The sequence below is a fragment of the Arthrobacter sp. B3I4 genome, assembly GCF_030816855.1.
Taxonomy (GTDB): Bacteria; Actinomycetota; Actinomycetes; order Actinomycetales; family Micrococcaceae; genus Arthrobacter.
Genome location: NZ_JAUSYK010000001.1, coordinates 2,076,023 through 2,093,188 on the forward strand (window position 1 = coordinate 2,076,023; position 17,166 = coordinate 2,093,188).

At 67.1% G+C, this 17,166-nt stretch carries 12 protein-coding genes; all 12 read left to right on the forward strand.

The window, feature by feature from the left end:
* Positions 1–50: 50 nt before the first annotated feature.
* The 12 genes from ilvD to QFZ61_RS09855 all read left to right on the forward strand — a co-directional run bounded on the left by ilvD (position 51) and on the right by QFZ61_RS09855 (position 17,151).
* Positions 51–1,772 (forward strand): dihydroxy-acid dehydratase, encoded by a 1,722-nt coding sequence (gene ilvD, locus QFZ61_RS09800; RefSeq protein ID WP_307035542.1) that lies wholly within the window; start codon positions 51–53, stop codon positions 1,770–1,772.
* A 415-nt stretch (positions 1,773–2,187) separates the two neighbouring features.
* A complete protein-coding gene (locus QFZ61_RS09805; RefSeq protein ID WP_307035544.1) occupies positions 2,188–4,086 on the forward strand; it encodes an acetolactate synthase large subunit in 1,899 nt (632 codons plus the stop codon).
* 2 nt (positions 4,087–4,088) lie between these two features.
* The gene (ilvN, locus tag QFZ61_RS09810; RefSeq protein WP_307035545.1) at positions 4,089–4,601 is read left to right on the forward strand and encodes an acetolactate synthase small subunit; all 513 of its coding nucleotides are present in this window, start codon (positions 4,089–4,091) and stop codon (positions 4,599–4,601) included.
* A gap of 69 nt (positions 4,602–4,670) precedes the next feature.
* Complete coding sequence (ilvC, locus tag QFZ61_RS09815) at positions 4,671–5,696, forward strand: ketol-acid reductoisomerase (protein ID WP_307035547.1); 1,026 nt, start codon at positions 4,671–4,673, stop codon at positions 5,694–5,696.
* Between the two features lie 119 nt (positions 5,697–5,815).
* A complete protein-coding gene (gene serA / locus QFZ61_RS09820; RefSeq protein WP_307035549.1) occupies positions 5,816–7,411 on the forward strand; it encodes a phosphoglycerate dehydrogenase in 1,596 nt (531 codons plus the stop codon).
* Between the two features lie 214 nt (positions 7,412–7,625).
* Positions 7,626–10,415 (forward strand): ABC transporter permease, encoded by a 2,790-nt coding sequence (locus QFZ61_RS09825; RefSeq protein WP_307035551.1) that lies wholly within the window; start codon positions 7,626–7,628, stop codon positions 10,413–10,415.
* On the forward strand, positions 10,412–11,176 hold the full coding sequence (locus QFZ61_RS09830; protein WP_307035553.1) for an ABC transporter ATP-binding protein: 765 nt from the start codon (positions 10,412–10,414) through the stop codon (positions 11,174–11,176). The genes QFZ61_RS09825 and QFZ61_RS09830 overlap by 4 nt, the downstream gene beginning before the upstream one ends.
* A gap of 9 nt (positions 11,177–11,185) precedes the next feature.
* Entirely contained in the window at positions 11,186–12,745 is a 1,560-nt protein-coding gene (gene metG / locus QFZ61_RS09835) for a methionine--tRNA ligase (protein WP_307035555.1), read from the forward strand.
* A gap of 374 nt (positions 12,746–13,119) precedes the next feature.
* A complete protein-coding gene (locus QFZ61_RS09840; protein ID WP_307035557.1) occupies positions 13,120–14,172 on the forward strand; it encodes a 3-isopropylmalate dehydrogenase in 1,053 nt (350 codons plus the stop codon).
* Positions 14,173–14,284: 112 nt separating this feature from the next.
* On the forward strand, positions 14,285–15,397 hold the full coding sequence (locus tag QFZ61_RS09845; protein ID WP_307035559.1) for a branched-chain amino acid aminotransferase: 1,113 nt from the start codon (positions 14,285–14,287) through the stop codon (positions 15,395–15,397).
* Between the two features lie 105 nt (positions 15,398–15,502).
* Entirely contained in the window at positions 15,503–16,294 is a 792-nt protein-coding gene (locus QFZ61_RS09850) for an MBL fold metallo-hydrolase (RefSeq protein WP_307035561.1), read from the forward strand.
* Positions 16,295–16,374: 80 nt separating this feature from the next.
* Positions 16,375–17,151, forward strand: coding sequence for a fumarylacetoacetate hydrolase family protein (locus QFZ61_RS09855; RefSeq protein ID WP_307035562.1), 777 nt, complete (start codon positions 16,375–16,377; stop codon positions 17,149–17,151).
* Positions 17,152–17,166: the final 15 nt, after the last annotated feature.

Sequence of the window (17,166 nt, forward strand, 5' to 3'; positions counted from 1 at the left end):
CAGCCGGTCCGGCTCGTTGCCGTCGTCGAGGGAGCCCTAGACTTTGACCCATGAGTCAGGACACCCACACAGCAACAGAGACCAAGCCGGATATCAAGCCCCGCAGCCGGGTCGTCACCGACGGAATCCACGCCGCCCCCGCGCGCGGCATGTTCCGCGCGGTCGGCATGGGCGACGACGACTTCGCCAAGCCGCAGGTCGGCGTCGCGAGCTCGTGGAACGAAATCACCCCCTGCAACCTGTCCCTGAACCGGCTGGCCCAGGGCGCCAAGGAAGGCGTCCACGCCGGCGGCGGCTTCCCCATGCAGTTCGGCACCATCTCCGTCTCCGACGGCATCTCGATGGGCCACGAGGGCATGCACTTCTCCCTGGTCTCCCGCGAAGTCATCGCCGACTCCGTGGAGACCGTGATGCAGGCCGAGCGGATCGACGGCTCGGTGCTGCTGGCCGGCTGCGACAAGTCCCTTCCCGGCATGCTGATGGCCGCCGCCCGGCTGGACCTCGCCAGCGTTTTCCTCTATGCCGGTTCCATCATGCCCGGCTGGGTCAAGCTTGAGGACGGCTCCGAAAAGGAAGTCACCCTGATCGATGCCTTCGAGGCGGTGGGCGCCTGCGCCGCCGGCAAGATGAGCATGGAAGACCTGACCCGCATTGAGAAGGCCATCTGCCCGGGCGAAGGCGCCTGCGGCGGCATGTACACCGCGAACACCATGGCCTGCATCGGCGAGGCCCTCGGCATGTCCCTTCCGGGTTCCGCCGCCCCGCCCTCGGCAGACCGCCGTCGCGATGAGTTCGCCCGCAAGTCCGGCGAGGCCGTGGTCAACCTGCTGCGCCTGGGCATTACCGCCCGGGACATCATGACCAAGAAGGCCTTCGAGAACGCCATCGCCGTCACCATGGCCTTCGGCGGTTCCACCAACGCCGTGCTGCACCTGCTGGCGATTGCCCGCGAAGCCGAGGTCGAGCTGACCCTCGACGACTTCAACCGCATCGGTGACAAGATCCCGCACCTGGGCGACCTCAAGCCGTTCGGCCGCTACGTGATGACCGACGTCGACAAGATCGGCGGCGTCCCGGTGATCATGAAGGCCCTGCTTGACGCCGGCCTGCTGCACGGCGACTGCCTGACCGTAACCGGCAAGACCGTCGCGGAGAACCTCGAGGCGATCAACCCGCCGGACGTTGACGGCAAGATCCTGCGAGCCCTGGACAACCCGATCCACAAGACCGGCGGCATCACCATCCTGCACGGCTCGATGGCTCCGGAAGGCGCTGTCGTGAAGAGCGCCGGCTTCGATGCCGACGTCTTCGAAGGATCCGCCCGGGTCTTCGAACGCGAGCAGGGCGCCCTGGACGCGCTCGACAAGGGTGAGATCAAGGCTGGCGACGTCGTCGTCATCCGCTACGAGGGGCCCAAGGGCGGCCCGGGCATGCGCGAAATGCTCGCCATCACCGGCGCCATTAAGGGCGCCGGGCTCGGCAAGGACGTCCTGCTGCTCACCGACGGACGCTTCTCCGGCGGAACCACCGGCCTGTGCATCGGCCACGTCGCGCCGGAAGCGGCCGACGGCGGCCCCATCGCCTTCGTTCAGGACGGCGACCGCATCCGGGTGGACATCGCCGCACGGAGCTTCGACCTGCTGGTCGAGCCGGCCGAGCTCGAGGCCCGCAAGGAAGGCTGGCAGCCGCTGCCGGCCAAGTTCACCAAGGGCGTGCTGGCCAAGTACGCCAAACTCGTCCACAGCGCCTCCACCGGCGCCTACTGCGGGTAATACCTTCCCCAAGGACACGGCGCGAGCGCCGTGTCCTTGGGCCCCTCGGTATTCCCCTTAGTAAGCCCTGCCGCCCTATGCGGCAGGGCTTACGGGGGGAACCTGAAGGTTCAGTAAGTGGACAATGAAGTCCACATCGTGAGACAGGAGTTCGGCCCGTTGACACCTGTCTCGCTCAGAGGGAAAACTGAACGCATGACCGCAATCGTTACCACCGGCTACACCGCATGTGAAAGCACTGCAGGTGTATCCGTCGTCCTTACCAAGCGCGTGGCTCAATAGCCTCTCCTGGTAACGAACCGTCACGCGCAAACCCCTCGAAGAGCCGCCAGGCTGAGGGGTTTTTTTATTTCCCTACCCGCACCACCAAAGATCACCGAAGATCCACCCGAAGATCCACCAAAGGAAGAGTCCGATGAGCAAAGGATCGCCGATCAGCCCCTCGCTGATGGCCTCAAAGTCCGCTGGAGCCCACAGGGCTCCGGAACGCGTCGAACGGCCGGCCGACGCCGGCGTCGAGCATGCTGCCGTCTCTCCTGTCCTTGGGCCGAACAACGTCGTACCCCCGACGCTGATGACCGGCTCGCAAGCAATTGTCCGCGCGCTCGAAGAACTCGGCGTCGAGGACATATTCGGTTTGCCCGGTGGCGCAATCCTGCCCACCTACGACCCCTTGATGGCCTCCAGAATGAACCACGTCCTGGTCCGTCACGAACAGGGAGCCGGCCACGCCGCGCAAGGCTACGCCATGGTCACCGGACGGGTCGGCGTCTGCATCGCCACCTCGGGCCCCGGTGCCACCAACCTCGTTACCGCCATCATGGACGCCCACATGGACTCCGTGCCGATGGTCGCCATCACCGGCCAGGTCTCCAGCGGAGTCATCGGCACCGATGCCTTCCAGGAAGCTGACATCGTCGGCATCACCATGCCGATCACCAAGCACTCCTTCCTGGTGACCGACCCCAACGACATCCCGCACGTCATGGCGGAAGCCTTTCATCTTGCCTCGACCGGCCGTCCCGGACCGGTCCTGGTGGACGTGGCCAAGGATGCGCAGCAGGCGGAGATGACGTTCTCCTGGCCGCCGAAGATTGACCTCCCCGGTTACCGGCCGGTGCTCCGCGGCCACAGCAAGCAGGTCCGTGAAGCCGCACGGCTGATCGGCGCCGCCAAGAAGCCGGTGCTCTACGTCGGCGGCGGCGTGGTCAAGGCCCACGCTTCGGCTGAACTGCGGGAACTGGCCGAACTCTCCGGCGCTCCCGTGGTCACCACCCTGATGGCCCGCGGCGTGTTCCCGGATTCGCACCCGCAGCATGTGGGTATGCCCGGCATGCACGGGGCGGTGTCCGCGGTGACCGCCCTGCAGCAGTCAGACCTGCTGATCACCCTCGGTGCGCGCTTCGATGACCGGGTCACCGGCATCCTGAAGTCCTTTGCCCCGAACGCCAAGGTCATCCACGCCGACATCGACCCGGCGGAGATCTCCAAGAACCGCACGGCCGACGTCCCCATCGTGGGCTCGGTCAAGGAGATCATCCCGGAACTCAGCGAGGCCCTGCGCCTGCAGTTCGAAGCCACCGGCACCCCGGATCTGGCCAACTGGTGGGCGTTCCTGAACAACCTCAAGGAGACCTACCCGCTGGGCTGGACTGAACCCGATGACGGCCTCACCGCACCGCAGCGTGTGATCCAGCGGATCGGTGCCCTCACCGGGCCCGAGGGCGTCTACGTCGCCGGCGTCGGCCAGCACCAGATGTGGGCCTCGCAGTTCATCAAGTACGAGCGCCCCCACGCCTGGCTGAACTCCGGCGGTGCCGGCACGATGGGCTACGCCGTGCCGGCCGCGATGGGCGCCAAGGTGGGGGAGCCGGACCGGGTGGTCTGGGCGATCGACGGCGACGGCTGCTTCCAGATGACCAACCAGGAACTGGCCACCTGCGCGATCAACAACATCCCCATCAAGGTCGCGGTAATCAACAACTCCTCACTCGGCATGGTGCGCCAGTGGCAGACCCTCTTCTACGAGGGCCGCTACTCCAACACCGACCTCAACACCGGCCATGACACCGTCCGGATCCCGGACTTCGTCAAGCTCGCCGATGCCTACGGCTGCGCCGCCCTGCGCTGCGAACGCGACGAGGACATCGACGCCACCATCCAGAAGGCCCTGGAGATCAACGACCGCCCGGTGGTCATTGACTTCGTCGTGAGTCCCAACTCCATGGTGTGGCCGATGGTCCCCGCCGGAGTGAGCAACGACCAGATCCAGGTTGCCCGCAACATGACCCCGGACTGGGAAGAAGAGGACTGACCATGACTCGCCATACACTCTCCGTTCTGGTCGAAGACAAGCCGGGCGTGCTGACCCGCGTGGCCAGCCTCTTCGCCCGGCGCGCCTTCAACATCAACTCCCTGGCCGTGGGCCCCACCGAGGTCCCGGGCGTTTCCCGGATGACCGTGGTGGTCGACGCCGACGGCGAACTGATCGAACAGGTCACCAAGCAGCTCAACAAGCTGATCAACGTGATCAAGATCGTCGAGCTCACCCCCGAATCCTCCGTACAGCGTGACCACATCCTGGTCAAAGTACGGGCCGATGCCGCAACCCGGCTGCAGGTAACCCAGGCAGCCGATTTGTTCCGCGCCTCCGTGGTCGACGTCTCCACAGAGTCGGTGGTCATCGAAGCGACCGGCCACCCGGACAAGCTCACGGCACTGCTGTCGGTGCTGGAGCCCTTCGGCGTCCGCGAAATCGTGCAGTCCGGCACCCTGGCCGTCGGCCGCGGATCCCGCTCCATGAGCGACCGGGCCCTGCGCTCGGCGTAAGCCACCCCTGCTCCACCCCCTAAATTTCCCCGAGCAACACCAACGAATCCATTCAAAGGAGACACCCCAGTGACTGAAATGTTCTACGACGACGACGCCGACCTGTCGATCATCCAGGGCCGCACCGTCGCCGTTATCGGTTACGGTTCCCAGGGCCACGCCCACGCCCTCAGCCTGCGCGATTCCGGTGTTGATGTCCGCGTAGGCCTGAAGGAAGACTCCAAGTCCCGCGCCAAGGCCGAGGCCGAGGGCCTGCGGGTCCTCAACGTCTCCGACGCTGTCGCGGAAGCCGACTTGATCATGGTCCTCACCCCGGACCAGGTCCAGCGCCACGTCTACGCCGAGGACATCGCCCCGAACCTGCAGGCCGGCGACGCCCTGTTCTTCGGCCATGGCTTCAACATCCGCTACGGCTACATCAAGCCCCCGGCCGACGTCGACGTCGCGCTGGTCGCCCCCAAGGGCCCGGGCCACATCGTCCGCCGCGAATTCGAAGCCGGCCGCGGCGTGCCGGACCTGATCGCCGTCGAACAGAACCCGTCCGGCAAGGCCAAGGAACTGGCGCTGTCCTACGCGAAGGCAATCGGCGGCACCCGCGCCGGCGTCATCGAGACCACCTTCACCGAAGAAACCGAAACCGACCTCTTCGGCGAGCAGGCGGTTCTTTGCGGCGGTGCCTCGCAGCTGATCATGTACGGTTTCGAAACCCTCACCGAAGCCGGCTACAAGCCCGAGGTTGCCTACTTCGAGGTGCTGCACGAACTGAAGCTGATCGTCGACCTGATGGTCGAGGGCGGCATCGCCAAGCAGCGCTGGAGCGTCTCGGACACCGCGGAATACGGCGACTACGTCTCCGGCCCGCGGGTCATCACCCCCGAGGTGAAGGAAAACATGAAGGCGGTCCTCAAGGACATCCAGGACGGCACCTTCGCCAAGCGCTTCATCGACGACCAGGACGCCGGAGCCCCGGAGTTCAAGGCCCTGCGCAAGAAGGGCGAGGACCACCCGATCGAGGCCACCGGCCGGGAACTGCGCAAGCTCTTCTCCTGGATCAAGAACGAAGACGACTACACCGAAGGCTCAGTAGCCCGCTAAGGCCATTGACCGGCAGGGAAGCCGGACACCATTACTTGGGGTCCGGCTTCCCTGCGTTGAGCACCACCCGTTTCACCAAAATCCCCGCCTGTTATACAAGAGAGCTAAAGAGGTCACCGGTGACAAGCACCAAACCTGTCGTACTCCTCGCTGAGGAACTTTCGCCCGCCACAGTCGAGGCCCTCGGCCCGGACTTTGAAATCCGCCAGATCGACGGCGCCGACCGTTCCCAGCTGCTCTCCGCGATCGCCGACGTCGACGCCATCCTGATCCGCTCCGCCACCCAGGTCGATGCCGAAGCCATCGCCGCGGCGAAAAACCTCAAGGTGATCGCCCGCGCCGGCGTGGGTCTGGACAACGTGGACATCAAGGCCGCCACCCAGGCGGGGGTCATGGTGGTCAACGCCCCGACGTCGAACATTGTCTCCGCCGCCGAACTCACCGTCGGCCACATCCTCAGCCTCGCCCGCCACATCCCGCAGGCCTCCGCCGCGCTCAAGGACGGCGAGTGGAAACGCTCCAAGTACACCGGTACCGAACTGTTCGAAAAGAAGATCGGCATCATCGGCCTGGGCCGGATCGGCGCCCTCGTCGCGGCCCGCCTGAAGGGCTTCGACACCAAGATCCTCGCCTACGACCCCTACATCACCTCCGCCCGTGCCGCGCAGCTCGGCGTGCAGCTGGTGACGCTGGACGAACTGCTGGCGCAGGCGGACTTTATCACCATCCACATGCCCAAGACGCCCGAGACGGTCGGCATGCTCGGCGCCGAAGCCTTCAAGAAGATGAAGAGCAGCGCCTACGTCGTCAACGTCGCCCGCGGCGGTCTCGTGGACGAGGAAGCCCTCTACGCCGCGCTGGAGTCCGGCGAAATCGCCGGTGCCGGCGTCGACGTCTTCGTCAAGGAGCCCAGCACCGACCTGCCGTTCTTCAAGCTCGACAACGTGGTGGTCACCCCGCACCTGGGCGCCTCCACCGATGAGGCGCAGGAAAAGGCCGGCGTCTCGGTCGCCAAGTCCGTCCGCCAGGCCCTCGCCGGTGAACTGGTGCCCGACGCCGTCAACGTCGCCGGCGGCGTCATCGCCCCGGACGTGCGTCCCGGCATCCCGCTGATCGAGAAGCTGGGCCGGATCTTCACCGCCATGACACACGCGTCGCTGACGCAGTTCGACGTCGAGGTGGCCGGCGAGATCTCGACACTGGACGTCAAGGTCCTCGAACTGGCCGCCCTCAAGGGTGTCTTCGCCGACGTCGTGACCGAGCAGGTCTCCTACGTCAACGCCCCGGTGATCGCCGAGCAGCGCGGCATCAACGTCCGGCTCATCACCACCCCGGACACCGAGTCCTACCGCAACGTCCTGACCCTGCGCGGGGCCCTGAGCGACGGCACCCAGATCTCGGTTGCCGGTACTCTCACCGGACCCAAGCAGGTCGAGAAGCTCGTGGGCATCAACGGCTTCGAAGTGGAGATCCCGATCAGCGAACACCTTGTGGTGGTGGCCTACTCCGACCGGCCCGGCGTGATTGGCACGATCGGACACATCCTGGGCATGAACAACATCAACATCGCCGGAATGCAGGTGGCGCGGCAGGCCGAGGGGGGCCAGGTGCTCGCCCTGCTGACCATCGACAGCTCGGTGCCGCAGCAGGTGCTGGACGCGATCAAGGCCGGAATCGGCGCCGAAATGGTGCGCGAAGTCGATCTCGAGGACTGAGTCCGTCCGACGGGCGCCTGCGGCGGCGACACCGCCGCAGGCCGCCACGAATCGGCGGCCGGTCTGCGTACAATAACTACGTCCGAATTTCGGATCTGGCCGGCCAACCGGCCTTTACTTTTGCATGCCCGGCAAGGGACACCTTTACTTTTGCGCTGAACGACCCGCGCGGAACGGACAGCGGCGTGCACGCAATCCAGTTTTCAGGAGTCCAATGAACGCCGTCCAGAGGTTCATCAGAAGCAGAGTGCTTTTGCTGACCGCGTCCATTTTGATCGTGGCTATGTGCCTGTCAGTCCTGGTTCAGGGGCGGTCGCAGGCGGCGCTGAACCGCACCGTCGACCAGAACTCCCGCGGGCTCTACGACGTCCTGGTCCAGGCCAAGGCCGACGACAACGGCGGGCTGATGCAGCCCGAGATCGCCTCCGGCCAGGGCGGCATCAGCTTTGAGCAGCTGGACTCCATCCGGAAGCTCTCCGGCACTTCGGTGGCGGCCCCGATCAGCCTGGTCTCCCGGGTTTCGCAGAACCTCGAGTCCCCGCGCCTGGACGCTACCGACTACCTCGGCTACAACGCCGGCCTCGCCGGAACCGCCGGGGACCCCACCGCGGCGGACCCGGCCAAGTGGCCCGCCGCCGAATCCGTGCTCAGTGACACCGCCAAAAAGTACCGGCTCACCGCCAGCGCCGTCAGCTCGGACGGCAAGACCGAGCAGACCCTCTTCAAAACCACCGCCGAGGGCTCCCTGGGCAAGGCCAAGCTCATCGAAGAGCAGGTCGCCGGCGGCAAGAACGTCCGGATCGCCGGTCCGGCAGGGGAGACCGGCATCAAGTTCCCGGCACCCGCCGGAGGATCCGAGCACAACCTCTTCAACCTCTCCGTCTCGCTGCCCCTGGCCCCGCAGGTCACCGAATCCGTCGTCGCCGTCGACCCGGTCTCCGAACGCGCGCTCCTGGGCGGCGCGGGCGACTTCCTGGCGCCGCTGGAGAAGGCGCCTCCCGCGGACGCCCGCAACGCCGGGGCGATCGGCCGCCACTTCGAGAGCCTCTTCACCAGCGGCATCACCATGGACCAGCTCAAGGAAGGCCCGGACTTCCTGGGCGTCAAGCTCAAGTACTGGGCGCCGCTGATGACCCAGTACCAGCAGGCCAAGCGAGCCGGCCAGCTGACAGCGGATTCACAGGCGATTCCGCTGATTGTGCGTTCCGGCACCTCGCTGGACCTGAAGTACTCAGTCAAGATCGAGGAGATCGACGCCGCCGGCAACGTCACCAAGGACGTCGGCACCGTCTCGCGGTCCCTTGACAAGGACTACCTGCCGTTCGTGTCCAAGTCGCCGTTCTCCCTCGCCTGGCCCGGCTCCAAGGACCTCTCCCAGCTGATGGGGGACACCGGCAGCTTCAGCCAGGGCCTCTACAACCCCGCGACCTGGAGTACCGACTTCGCCGCCGCGCCGAAATACACGGACGGCAAAACCGCCAGCAACGGCGCCGTCGACAAGTCCGCCGTTCCGGGCGACTGGATCACGGTTAACCGGCTCCCGGAGAAGGGCGCCAACGGCGCGCCGGTGGACCAGACGCAGCGCACACCGGTGGACGAGCGCTCCTACCGCGAGAATCTCGAAACCGGGAAGAAACAGGCCACTCCGCTGGCCATGGTCTACGGAACGTTCGACCCCGCAAAGGTCCAGGAAGCGGCAGGGGACATCAACCGTCTCCCGCTGGGCGGCTACGACCCGACGCCGATGACCCTGACCAAAGACGCAGCCGGCAAGGATGTTGAGCCGACCGCGCTGAAGCCCTCGCTCAGCGCCACCGGCCTGGTCAGCCAGTCGGCCGGCGCCATCACCGATTACTACGGCCTGGCCGCGGCCCGGGGCTATGACAAAAACGTCTCCGTGATCGACGCCGTGCGCGTCCGCGCGAAGACCGACGGAAGCTGGAAGCAGGCCCAGCCGGAGGTCGAAAAGCTCGCCAACGAAATCCGCGACATGGGCCTGCAGGCCACCGTGGTGGCCGGCTCCGCCCGCGAGGATGCCAGCATCTTCGTCCCCGGCTACTCCAAGGACGACGCCGGCAAGGAATCTCCGCTGGGCACCGTGCAGCAGTCGTGGGTCCGCCAGAACGCGGCCGACGCCGTCTCCGGATCGCTGACCGGCACGAACGTCACGCTGCTGTTCCTGACCCTGTGCGGGGCGGCCCTGCTCACCGGCGCCTCGACCGTCAGCTACGTCCGCAAGCGCCGCCGTGAGGCGGGAACCCTGCGCGCCATGGGCTGGACCCAGCGGAAGATCCGCTCCTGGGTGCTGGCCGAGTTCGGCGTGGGCGCAGCCCTGCTCGCCGTCGCCGGGATCGCGTTGAGCCTGCTCAGCTGGAACCCGGTCACCGGGATCGTCTCCGCCTCCGTCCTGGTCCTGTACTGCGCGGCCGCCTACTTCGCCGCGCAGCAACTGCGCCACCGCGAGGTCATCGACCAGGAGCCGCAGCACGACGAGCGGCTCATCCCGGTCGACTCGCCCCTGACGTTCGCCAGCCGGCAGCTGAGCACGAACAAGTTCAACACCGGTTCCCTCGCCATCGCCGTCGGCGTCTTCGGTGCCGCGGTGGGCGGGCTCGCCGCGCTGCTGATCGATATTCCGCGGGCCGCGGGCGCCAGCGCATTGAGCGGGGCGGCCGCCGCCAGCATCGCGCTGCCGAGCATTGTCCTGGGCGTGTCCGGCGTCGCCGTGGGGCTGGTGCTGACGATGGTGACCGGCCGCTTCGAGCTCGGCGCCAAACGGCAGTACCTGGGCGTCCTGCAGGCGATGGGCTGGAACCCGGACATGCTGGGCCAGGTCCGCTTCTTCGAAAACGCCATGGTGGGGACCATCGCGCTGCCGCTGGGTGTCCTCGGCGCCCTCGGCGTCGGCCTGGTCCTCGCCCCCTACGCCGCACTCTGGGCCGGAATCGCCGGCTTCGTCGCGGTACTTTGCTGGATTCCGATTGCAACGAAAGTGGTCCAATGACTAACGAGCTGAACCTTGACCGGGAGGCACACGACCAGATGACCGCCAGCACCCGTCGCGGCGCGCAGACCCGCGCCAACACGATCGTGAAGGCTGCGGACCACGCCACGCCGCTGGAACTGAGCAACATCACGATCCATTACGGCGGCGGCAAGGGAGGCGCCGAGGCGGTCAACGTCGTCGATGACTTCAATATGACGCTGCACGCCGGCGAGATGCACTGCGTCGCCGGCCGCTCGGGCTCCGGCAAGACCAGCATCCTCACGGTCGGCGCCGGCTTGACCCTGCCGACCTCGGGCCGGGTCTTCTGGGAAGGCGACTCGCTCGAAACCATGGGCGACGACGAGATCGCCGACCGCCGTCGTGCGCTGATCGGCTACGTGGACCAGGGCGGCGCCCTGATTGACGGCATGAGCGCGCTGGAGAACGTGCTGCTCCCGGCTGTGCCCGACGGCGAGGTCGAACAGCGCCGCGACATGGCCAAGGACCTGCTGGACCTCGTCGGCCTGGGCCGGCGCATGCGCCACCGCCCGGCCCAGCTCTCCGGCGGCGAACGCCAGCGCGTCGCCATCGCCCGGGCCCTCATCCTCGGCACCCGCGTGCTGGTGGTCGACGAGCCCACCGCGAGCCTGGACCGTGCCTCGGCCAACCGCATCATCAGCATCCTCAAGGACACGACGTCGGACGGCATCGCCGTCCTGGTCGCTTCACACGACCACGAACTTGTCCGCCAGAGCGATACCCTCACCGAACTGATCTAGGTTTAACCCGTGACCCCTTCCGAAAAAACCCCGTTCTACATCACCACGGCCATCAGCTACCCCAACGGCGTGCCGCACATCGGCCACGCCTACGAGGTGATCGCCACCGACGCGATGGCCCGCTTCAAACGGCTCGACGGCTACGACGTGTTCTTCATGACCGGCACCGACGAGCACGGCCTGAAGATGCAGCAGACGGCGGAAAAGGAAGGCATCCCGGTCAAGGAACTCGCCGACCGCAACTCGGCGGCGTTCCGGCAGATGAGCGACGATCTTGGCATCTCGCTGAGCCGCTTCATCCGCACCACCGACCCGGACCACTACGAGGCCGCCAAAGCGCTCTGGCAGCGGATGGAAGCCAACGGCGACATCTACCTGTCCAAGTACGCCGGCTGGTACTCCGTCCGCGACGAGCGTTACTTCGTCGAGGACGAAACCGAGGTCCGCGACGACGGGCTCCGCTACGCCGCCGAAACCGGCACCGAGGTGACCTGGACCGAGGAGGAAAGCTACTTCTTCAAGCTCTCTGCCTACCAGGACAAGCTGCTGGCCCTGTACGCGGACCAGCCCGAGTTCGGCGCCCCGCACGGCCGCTTCAACGAAGTCATCAGCTTCGTCAAGGGCGGCCTCGAAGACCTCTCGATCAGCCGCACCTCCTTCAACTGGGGTGTTCCGGTGCCGGGTAACCCGGACCACGTCATGTACGTCTGGGTCGACGCGCTCACCAACTACCTCACCGGCGTCGGCTTCCCCGACACCGAGTCCGAGAGCTTCCGGAAGTACTGGCCGGCGGACGTCCACGTGATCGGCAAGGACATCTCCCGGTTCCACGCGGTCTACTGGCCGGCGTTCCTGATGTCCGCCGGGCTGGAACTGCCCCGGCGCGTCATGATCCACGGCCACCTGCACAACCAGGGCATCAAGATGTCCAAGTCCCTCGGCAACGTCGTGGCACCGGCCGACTGGGTGGCGCAGTACGGCCTGGACCAGGTCCGCTTCTTCCTGCTCCGCGAGGTGCCGTTCGGCGCCGACGGCAATTACAGCCATGACGCCATCGTCGGCCGGATGAACTCGGACCTGGCGAACAACTTCGGCAACCTCGCCCAGCGCTCCCTGTCGATGGTGGTCAAGAACTGCGAGGGCAGGGTTCCGGTCCCGGCAGGCTTCAGCGCCGAGGACGCCGCGCTGCTGGGCCAGGCCCGCGGACTGCTGGGCATCGCCCGGACCGCCTTCGAGAAGCAGGAGTTCAGCCGCGCGCTCGAGGCCATCTGGAACGTCCTCGGCGACACCAACGCCTACTTCGCCGAGCAGGCCCCGTGGGTGCTGCGGAAGACCGACATCGAACGCATGAACACTGTCCTTTACGTCACCCTCGAAGTGCTGCGCACCGTGGCGATCCTGGCCCAGCCGGTGATGCCGGCGGCGTCCGGCGCCATCCTCGACAGCCTGGGCCAGGCCGAAGGGGAGGCCCGGTCCTTCGCGGCCCTGGCGACGCCGATCGAGTCCGGCACCGCCCTGCCGGCCCCGGCTCCGGTGTTCCCGAAGTACGAGGAGCCCGCAGAGGCCTAACCGTGCGCACCCCCGACGCTCCCGCAGGTCCGGCGGCGGTTGGGATGACGCTCCCGCAGGTCCGGCGGCGGTTCGGGTGACGTTCCCTCAGGTTCGGCGGCGGTTGGGGTGACGCTCCCTCAGGTCCGGCGGCGTTTCGGCAAGCGCTCCCGCAGGTCCGGCGGCGGTTCGGCAAACGCTCCCGCAGGTCCGGCGGCGGTTCGGCAAACGCTCCCGCAGCTCCGATATGGAGGTGCGGGAGCGTTTCACTTTTGGCGGCCGGAGCTGAGGGAGCGTCCGGTTTTTGGCGGCCGGAGGTGAGGGAGCGTCGCAGGGGGTGTTCGGATGTTGAGACGAGTTGACCAGCATGCGGATACCCGAACTACCCTGAAAGCATGAGCGCATCCAGCATTGACCTGGCCGTCATCCCCGGCGACGGCATCGGCCCGGAGGTCATCGCCGAGGCACTGAAGGTTCTTGAGAAAGCAGCCGCCGCGGAGGGCATTGTCCTGCAGCAGACGCACTATGAGCTGGGTGCCGCGCACTGGCTCGCCACGGGGGAGACCCTGCCGGAAGAAACCCTCGCGGACCTGCGCCAGCGTGACGCCATCCTGTTCGGCGCAGTGGGCGCCGCTCCCGGCGATACCCGCATCCCCTCCGGCATCATCGAACGCGAACTGCTGCTCAAGCTGCGTTTCAGCCTGGACCACTACGTCAACCTGCGGCCCTCCCGGCTGTACCCCGGCGTCGCCAGCCCGCTGGCAAATCCGGGCACAGTTGACTTCATCGTGGTCCGCGAGGGCACCGAAGGCCCTTACGTCGGCAACGGCGGCAGCCTGCGCACCGGGACGGCCCAGGAGGTGGCCACCGAGGTGTCGCTGAACACTGCCTACGGTGTGGAGCGCCTAGTCAGGGACGCCTTCCGCCGCGCCAATGACCGCCCGCGCAAGAAGCTGACCCTGGTGCACAAACACAACGTCCTGGTCTACGCCGGACACCTCTGGAAGCGCACCGTGGAGGCTGTTGCCCAGGAGTTCCCCGAGGTCAGCCACGACTATCTGCACATCGACGCCGCCACCATCTTCATGGTCACCGACCCGTCACGCTTCGACGTAATCGTGACCGACAACCTCTTTGGCGACATCCTCACCGACCTCGCCGCCGCGGTCACCGGCGGCATCGGCCTGGCAGCGTCCGGCAACATCAACATGGACCGGACCGCGCCGTCAATGTTCGAACCGGTCCACGGCTCCGCGCCGGACATCGCCGGGCAGCAGAAAGCGGACCCCACCGCCGCGATCCTCTCCGCTGCGCTGCTGCTGGACCACCTCGGCTATGCCGCGGCCGCCCGAAAGATCGAGGAGGCCGTGGCGTCCGACGTCGAACGCCGGGACGGCGGCTTCCGCGGCACTGCCGCGATCGGGGATGCCATCGCCGCCGCGCTGTAGCCGCTCTCCAGGAGCAGGAGCCGGGCGTAAGCTTGATTCGAATCACCAACTAGCTGCCGTGGTCCTAGGATGAACCACGTTCACGCACCAGGCAGCCGACCGTGGAGGAACCATGACCCAGACTGCCCATGGCGTCGAATTCACCCAGCGGCTCTCGGAGACCCCGAAGTCCGCTGACGAGCGTGCAGCCATCCTGGCCAACCCCGGATTCGGCGACTACTTCACCGACCACACCGCCGTGGTTGACTACAGCGTCGACGCCGAGGGCAACGGCGGCTGGCACGATGCCCGCGTTGAGCCTTACGGACCCATCACGCTGGATCCCTCCGCCGCCGTGCTGCACTACGGCCAGGAAATCTTCGAGGGCCTTAAGGCCTACCGCCACGCCGACGGCTCGATCTGGACCTTCCGTCCCGAGGCCAACGCGGCGCGGCTGAACAAATCGGCCCGCCGGCTGGCCCTGCCGGAGCTGCCGGAGGAATACTTCCTCACCGCCATCCGCGAGCTCGTCTCCGTGGACCGGGAATGGGTTCCCTCCGGCGACGGTGAGGCGCTGTACCTGCGGCCGTTCATGATCGCCACCGAGGCGTTCCTGGGCGTCCGCGCCGCCCGCGAGGTCTCCTTCCGCGTCATCGCTTCCCCGGCCGGCAACTACTTCGGCGGCGAGCTGAAGCCGGTGTCGATCTGGATCTCCCGCGAGTACGCCCGCGCAGGCCGCGGCGGCACCGGCGCCGCCAAGTGCGGCGGCAACTACGCCGCATCGCTGATCGCCCAGCAGGAGGCCGAAGCCCACGGCTGCAAGCAGGTGCTGTTCCTGGATCAGTTCAACGACAACGCCGTGGAAGAGCTCGGCGGGATGAACGTCTTCTTCGTCATGAAGGACGGCTCGCTCGCCACCCCGGCGCTCTCCGGCACCATCCTCGAAGGCGTCACCCGCTCGTCCGTGATCCAGGTCGCCAAGGACATGGGCAGAGGCGTCAGCGAACGCAAGATCACCTTGGATGAATGGCGCGACGGCGTGGCCTCCGGCGAGATCGCCGAGGTCTTCGCCTGCGGCACGGCAGCCGTTATTACCCCCATCGGCGTGCTCAAGGACGAGACCGAATTCATCGGCTCCGAGGACGCGACAGCGGGGGAGACCACCATGGCCATCCGCGAACAGCTGCTCGGCATCCAGACCGGCAAGGTCGAGGACACGCACGGTTGGCTGACCCGCCTGGCGTAGCCCGGCCCGGTCACAACAAAGCCAAGCACGACGGCGGCCCGCACCCTTGAACCGGTGCGGCCGCCGTCGCTGTCTGGGAACGCCCCTCGGTGGCAAGATGGAAGGGTGATCCAAGATGATGCCCGCGCCCCGGTCCGCAGCACCGAGCTGACACGCTTCCGCCTCGCCCCGAACCCCGGGCCGATGAGCCTCCACGGCACCAACTCCTACATGATCGCGGCCGCCGGCTCGGATTCGGTGGTGGTCGTGGACCCCGGCCCCCTGGACGAGGAGCACCTGCGCGAGCTCTCCCAGTTCGGCGCCGTGGAGCTGGTCCTGATCACGCACCGCCATGCCGACCACACCGCCGCCGCGGCCCGCTTCGCCGAGCTCACCGGCGCGCCCGTCCGCGCCGCCGACCCTGCCCACTGCCACGGCGGAGAACCGCTGCGGGGAGGCGAGGTGCTGCATGCCGCAGGGGTTGAGATCCGGGTGCTGGCGACGCCGGGCCACACCTCTGACTCGGTCTGCTTCCACCTGCCCGCGGACGGGACATACGGCGCCGTCCTCACCGGCGACACGATCCTGGGCGTGGGCACTACCGTGCTGGACTACCCGGACGGCACGCTGGCGGACTACCTCTCCTCGCTGGACCGGCTGGAAAGCCTCGGCCCTGCCACCGTCCTGCCCGCCCACGGGCCCATCCTGCCGGCGCTGGACGATATCGTCCGCGCGTACCGGGACCACCGGCAGGACCGGCTGGCACAAATACGAACCGCGCTCGATGAGCTGGGCCCCGGCGCCGGTGTGCACGAGGTGGCAGATCTTGTCTATGCCGCCGTCGACCCGTCCGTCCGGCCCGCCGCCGAGCTCTCCGTCGCCGCGCAGTTGGACTACCTGCGCAGCCTGCCCAACTAGCCGGCCTGCGGCCGCGCGGCGGCGCGGACACGGGCCCAAGCCGAAGGGCCGCCGCCGCGGGAGGCGCTACGCTAGGAACCATGCGTATCGCCCGGTTTGTAGTTGATTCTGATCCCATGTACGGCATCGTCGAAGGCCAGCCCGGCAGTGAGGAAATCACTGTCATCAACGGCGACCCCTTCTTCCACGGGGTGGAGCGGACCGCCGCCCGGCACAAGCTGGAGGACGTGCGCCTACTTGCGCCCATCATCCCGCGCAGCAAGGTCATCGGCGTCGGCCGCAACTTCGTCGAGCACGCCCATGAGCTCGGCAACGAAGTCCCCAAGCAGCCGCTGCTCTTCCTCAAGCCCAACACGTCCGTCATCGGGCCCAACGATCCGATCATCCTGCCCGAGTTTTCTGAGGAGATCTCCTTCGAAGCCGAGTTGTGCGTCGTGATCGGGCGGATCTGCAAGGACGTGCCGGAGGAACGGGTCGACGACGTCGTCTTCGGCTACACCTGCGGCAACGACCTCACCGCCCGGGACGTCCAGAAGTCGGACCTGCAGTGGGCGCGCGCGAAGGGCTTCGATACCTCCGCGCCGCTGGGCCCGTGGATCGAGACCGAACTGGACACCGAGGACCTGCAGGTCCAGGGCCGGCTCAACGGCGAACTGCGCCAGGACGGCAACACCAACCAGATGATCCGCGGCGTCCGTGAACTGGTCTCCATCGTCTCGCACGCCTTCACCCTGCTGCCCGGCGACGTCATCATGACCGGCACCCCCGCCGGTGTCGGCCTCGTGCAGGCCGGCGACCGCTTCGAGGTTGAGATCGAGGGCATCGGCCGCCTATCCAACCCCGTGGTCCGCCGCTAGCCACGTCGCCAGGAA